A 6,155-nucleotide genomic window follows, 5' to 3' on the forward strand; every position below is an offset into this window, starting at 1 on the left:
CGACCCTTTTGAGTCATTCATCTAATTTTACTTACTGACCGAAAAAATCCCCAAAGCTGACGGTCAACCTTTCCCTATCACAGACAACAGTCGAACCATTATAGTCAGACCTTCGGGCAATATTAACAATATGTATAGATTCTTCTAATTTATATTTAAAAGGGTATTCTATCTACAAAAGTCAGGAAAAACTCCCTAGGAATTAGGGTTCAATAACCTCATAGTGTTGAGTCATTATAGTTTCTTAACATTGAGTCCAATATGGTAATTCAGAGCAGAAAAAATGTATTCGCTAAAATAGTAGCAAGCGCAATCGCACTTTTGGTCTCAAGTGAAGCATCATCGACATGCATTATTCAAAATAATAAATTAGATGTAAATTGTGATGGAAATGTTCACAATGGGTATCTTGCTAGAAAGAATCAGTCACTATTAAATACCCAAAACCTTACAGAGACGAATCCAAACGCACCTAATGGGAATAACATATTAAGAAAAGTGACCTTAAATGTTGCAAAGGATACTAAAATAAATCCAAATCCTCGTGTTCAGCTTTGGACAACGAATGATCAAACAGGTGCAATTGCGACGCCCATTTACAGTGTGTCTACACTGGTTAATGCCAATAGCTCGATTAACAACCGTGGCACGATTCAAAATAACAGTGTAAGTAAAGTGAACAATGTTGCTGTGCTTCTTGGTGGTAATAAGGCTAAATTGGTGAATCTTGCTGGTGGTGTAGTGTCTGCAGAAATTAGTGCCAAAAATCTAACAAAACCTATTTCCACCTCTACCGTAAATACCAGCATTGTTTTTTTCGATGGTACGCTACCTATTAAAGCTGGCGCGCCTCATGGGGTGTTAAATGGTCCGGTCACGACCTATGGGTTTGATGCAGCAGCGATTGGTGTAGATACTGAGTTGCACGGTCATAATGTAGTGGAAAATCACGGCATCATTAGTGCTAGACATGCAGGCATTGGCAAGGTGTGGGCGGTTGCCGCCGCAGGGAAAGCAGACACTTTTGCTTTGGAAAACTACGGCACGATTTCGGCAGAACGCACTCAACCGCTGATACTCACTACTAACACCGCCGCCAGTTTAAAAGGCACCGTAAAAGGCGCAGAAAAATTAAAAGTAGCGAGTACCAGTTACGGCGAAGCGCGCAATATTGCTTATGCGGCAGGTTTTTTTACTGAAGAAGAGCAAATGGAATCCACAGTCCATAACCACAAGGGCGGCACAATTTTAGGCAGTGGTGATTTGACGGCGGCCTTATATATGCGTTCAAACATCTTAAGTATTACTAACGATGGCACGATTAGCTACAACAAAGGCGCGGGCAGCGTTGGCGGTGGTGTGGCGATTGTGAGCTACGAAGCGCCATTTAACGAAGTAGAAGACGGTTTTTTACAAATCATTATCGGCAAAACCGCACTTAAAAATACAGGCAATATCATTGGTGATGTGCGCATGGTGGATGTCAACGGCTTAGCTGAAATGGCTTCAAGAGTGGCTGGTTATGACCAATCTTTTATGAAAGTGGCAGGCAGACGCGACAGCGCGATTGACAACATCGGCACTATGCAAAACCTAGTGCTAGGCACGGGCGACCACAAACTCACCAATAGCGGCACGATTGCGGGCAATATCAATGTCAATCAAACCTTCATTTACAAATATGCTGCGACTAACGCCACCAATAACTACCCTGCAGGCACGTTTGCCGCAGGGCAATCTGCCACAGCTTGCTTGGCGCCTGATGTGCCACTCAAAGGCTGTTTACCTTCAAAATGGTTCTTGGCGGGCGATGAAGTGCATAGCTATTTAACTGAAGAAGAATTTTTAGCAGCGAACCCAGATAAACGCTTTGCCTTAGAAAACAGTGGCACGATTACTGGCAATGTGACGATAGCAACGGTGGCAGGTAGCCATATTACGATCAGCCCAGTCATTACAGCTGAGTCGTCTGAAAATAACAGCTCCATTCAAGGCACACTCAAGATAGCAGATGCTAAAGGCATAAGTTCAGCAGATAGTACAGCAGTGATTAAGCCGATTGTGAGTAGCTCAGCATTAGTGAAGTCTGGGCAAAGTTATACCGTTGCCAAGCAGTTCTTTGGTGAAGTTTTACCAAAAGTAGAAAGCAGTGGAAATGTCAGTTGGATAGCTAAAAAAGTTAGTAATGCACTGGTGATTGAAGCAACGGTTAAATAAATGAAGTGAAAATAAACGCAAACATAGGGGAAACAAATGCAACAAAAAAAATTTAAACTCAAACATATTTCACTGGCGGTGCTTACCTCATTGCTAGCCTTACCTGTTGCGGCAGTGGCTAAAGAAGCTGCCACAGAAAGTTCAAGCGAAATTGATAAGTCAACGACTAAAGTGGGAGAAGTCGAGTTAGACAAAATTAATATTCGAGCTACTAAAGATACTGGTGGCTTATACCAGCCTGCAAACACAACTACTGGTACCAAAACAAATGCCTTGCTAAGAGACATTCCGCAAACAATTAATGTGATAACAAAGGAAACTTGGCGTGACCAAGGGGCGCGATCACTGAACGACACTTTGCACAGTGTGCCTGGTGTGAGTGTTTTGGCAGGTGATGGTGCGCGTGATCAGGTATTAATTCGTGGCTTTAGCTCACAAACAGATAACTTGGTTGACGGTTTCCGTGATGATGCTACTTACTATCGCGATTTAGCCAACATTGAGCGGATTGAAGTCATTAAAGGGCCCGCATCTGCGCTTTATGGACGTGGCGGCTCTGGTGGTTTAATCAACCGAATTACAAAAAAACCAATGTTCGAGACTTTTTATGAGCTGGGTGGCACTGTTGGTTCTTACAATGTTAAGCGCGGTGAAATTGACTTTAACCAACCTCTAAGTGATACTGTAGCCGTGCGTCTGGCTGCCAGCATTGAGGATTCTGAAAGTTTCCGTGACCAATACTTTTTGGAGCGCCACCTAATTGCACCTTCTGTATTATTTAAACCATCAGATTCAACAAGCTTGCTTTTTCAGATTGATTATTTAGATGACCGAAGATTAGATGATTTGGGTGTTCCTTTCCGTATTGGCGGCCCATTAAATGTTAAAAGAAGCCAATATTACGGTTCACTTAATGGTGAAAAAGACGACTACATACAAACGCACAGCACAGGTGCCACTATTAGCTTTGATCATGCGTTTAATAGTGGGTTAAAAATTCGCAATGTATTTAGAGCGACAGATTTAGATCAGGACCGAAATGATACCCGCGCACCTGGCTTTACTGCGACAACATTTACCCGCCAACACACAAATATCAATCGCGAAGATAAGGGTATATTTAACCAAACGGATCTAATGTTAGACACAGACGGCTTTGGATTGAAGCATAAATTGCTGGCTGGCCTAGAGTTAAATCATCAGGACAAAGACTCTTGGGGTAGCCGTTTTGACGTTGATGCGGTAAATCAACTCAACCCAGTTCTTACGCCTATTGTCTATGGCACTGCGACAACGCCTACCTACGCCAACTTTAAAAAACGTTGGTACACGCCTTTACCTGGAGGGACAAAGTTGAAGTCGGTTTCAAACACCAATCATGATACTAATACAATTGGGGTGTATGCTCAGGATTTAGTGACACTTAACGAAAAATGGAAGGTGTTGGCTGGCTTGCGCTATGATCAATTTAAGCAAGATACAACAGACTATATGCGCCTTAATACGGATGTTAGGAGAAATATTAGTCGCACCGACTACACATTAAGCCCGCGTGTTGGTGTCGTTTATCAACCTACCGATTACGCTAGTATCTATACTTCGTTTAGCCGCTCGTATCAACCCACAGGTATTGATGGAGCCCTTAGTTATACTGCTAGAGATTTGGAGCCAGAGCGTACGACGAATTATGAAATAGGTGCAAAGCTTGACTTAATGGAAGGTGGTTTGTCTGCGCAAGCCTCATTGTTTAGCTTAGAGCGCACCAATACTAGGCTCACTGTAAATCAACCCAGTGGCGATAATAGACAAGGTGGTGAAACGCGCACGAATGGTTTAGAACTATCGCTTGCAGGCCGACCTGCTGATGGATGGGATATTATTTCAGCATATACTTACTTAGATTCAACTATTGTGAAATCAGATGGTGTAGAAAAAGTGACGGGCTATCCTGATGTTCTCCTAGAAGGAAATCGAGTACCTATGGTGGCAAAACACAGTGCTAACTTATGGGTGACTAAACGATTCTCAAATGGCTTTGGTATAGGTGGTGGCGTAACTTCAACTGGTGAGCGTTACATTACTGCTGGAGAACGTGCTTGGATGCCAGGCTATACACGTTTTGATGCAACCGCATTTTATGAAGCAAAGAAATACGAAGTACGTTTAAATGTGTATAACTTATTTGATCGTAATTACACAGATGCTGCAACAGGCGGAAATGAAAATGGTGCGATTCCCGGTGTTCCTGTGAGTGCGTTGCTATCTGCAAAAGTAAAATTTTAGGGCATTGGCATAATCATGTTAGTTGAAAAGGCAAGTCTATGACTTGCCTTTTTTATTGAAAAATATAGACAGTAGAATATTTAATTCATCACAATTTAATATCATAAATGACCACTTTGTGCTGTAAGTACGCATTGACGATGCAAAACTGCTCGGCTACTTTATCCCACGATGCTGTCGATTATCATAATTGGTGACAGACGGCTTTGGGCCCTGAGTGAAGTTATGACCGGCTGTTATTTGGCCTGATAATTAAACCTCTTCAAAGCTGCCACTGAGAATCGGCACTCCCGGCCCTTTAGCTGCCAGTCGCTAATTTTTATCATCAACAACCAAGCGGGTCAAAGCTGCCACTTAAATATATTAAGTAAACTTCAAGCCAGACACTTGCAGACATTAGAGTAGGATCTAATTATCTTATTTTCTTGGTGATGTAACTATCTTTTATATTATGACCTTTCCAAAAAACTAACGACTTACCGATAGATTCCACAAACCCAATAATTACAGAATTTATTGATATAGGTCAAATGAGTTTTACCTAAAGCATATATAGTCGCTCGACTAAAAATTTAGTGGATGACTCTGATTAATATAAAGTTTCCTGAGAAATCATTTTTTTTTACCTCAGGTTTCCTGATAGTTCTAAAGTCACTATCAAGCACGTCCTTATCGCCAGCATCATTGGCTAAAACATAATAATTAAAATATTACTATTGCTAATAATGGTAAACATATGAGTGACGCAAACATTACCGATTACCTAGATAAGCTTCAGCTATTGCTTGAGGAGCATGAGGCTCGCCGTACCTCAACCCTAGATAAACTGGAACTGGTGATAGCAGAAGATCTTTTACATGATCTGCAGTTACACATGCTTCAATTAGAAATTCAGAATAAAGCGTTACTTCAGGCTCAAGCAGAACTGCGTAGCAAAGAAGCGCATTTACGACTGAGTCAGATTGGCGGTGGTATTGGTACATGGGAAGCCGACTTAATCAATAATAAACAAATCTGGTCAGAAAATTGTATTGCCTTGCTAGGTTTCTCTGCCATTGAAGAGCCCACTTTTGAAGATTTTTTGGCGCTTATACTTCCAGAAGACCGTCAAATCGTCATTGATGCAACACAATCGCATATCGAACAGAGTACTAAATATGAAGTTGAGTATCGCGTAAATCATGCTAATGGTGAAGTTCGCTGGATGCGTTCATCAGGACAAGTGGAACGTAATAACCACGGGGAACCGATATTGATGCGTGGAATTGCTCAGGATATCACTGAGCGAAAACATTCGCAAAGTATGTTAGAAAATACAAGAATTGCGCTGGAAGAATCAAGTAGTCGTTATTTAGACCTCTATGAGTTTGCTCCAGTTGGTTATCTCTCAATTAACAACCAAGGCTTAATCATGGAAGTTAATTGGAAGGTAACTGCGATGTTTGGCCTAAAGCGTAATGAGCTACTTCAAGAACGCTTTGCAAAATTTGTTGAAAACGATGACAAAGATCGTTGGCGCCGCCAGTTTACAATCATGAAAGAGCTTGCTGGAGGTGAAGAATTAAGTTTTGACATGAAATTTTCCCATGAAAACGGTTCTATATTTCATGCAAATCTAAACTGTCTAAGAATGGATGATGGAGAAGATCAGTCGA

Annotated in this window: 3 protein-coding genes; all 3 read left to right on the forward strand. The window is 41.6% G+C overall.

Annotated features, from left to right (window positions below; genetic code table 11):
* Nucleotides 1–498: 498 nt before the first annotated feature.
* A complete protein-coding gene (locus HOO90_RS10125; RefSeq protein WP_292842651.1) occupies nucleotides 499–2,217 on the forward strand; it encodes a hypothetical protein in 1,719 nt (572 codons plus the stop codon).
* Between the two features lie 36 nt (nucleotides 2,218–2,253).
* Complete coding sequence (locus HOO90_RS10130; RefSeq protein WP_292842653.1) at nucleotides 2,254–4,500, forward strand: TonB-dependent siderophore receptor; 2,247 nt, start codon at nucleotides 2,254–2,256, stop codon at nucleotides 4,498–4,500.
* 736 nt (nucleotides 4,501–5,236) lie between these two features.
* Nucleotides 5,237–6,155: PAS domain-containing protein (locus tag HOO90_RS10135; RefSeq protein ID WP_292842655.1), on the forward strand; the 919-nt coding region annotated here is incomplete at its 3' end.

The organism is Methylotenera sp. (assembly GCF_013141425.1).
Lineage (GTDB): Bacteria > Pseudomonadota > Gammaproteobacteria > Burkholderiales > Methylophilaceae > Methylotenera.

Excerpts from the sequence above, each read along its gene's own strand:
- HOO90_RS10130 (WP_292842653.1), top strand. The coding sequence starts at position 2,254 with ATGCAACAAAAAAAATTTAAACTCAAACATATTTCACTGGCGGTGCTT.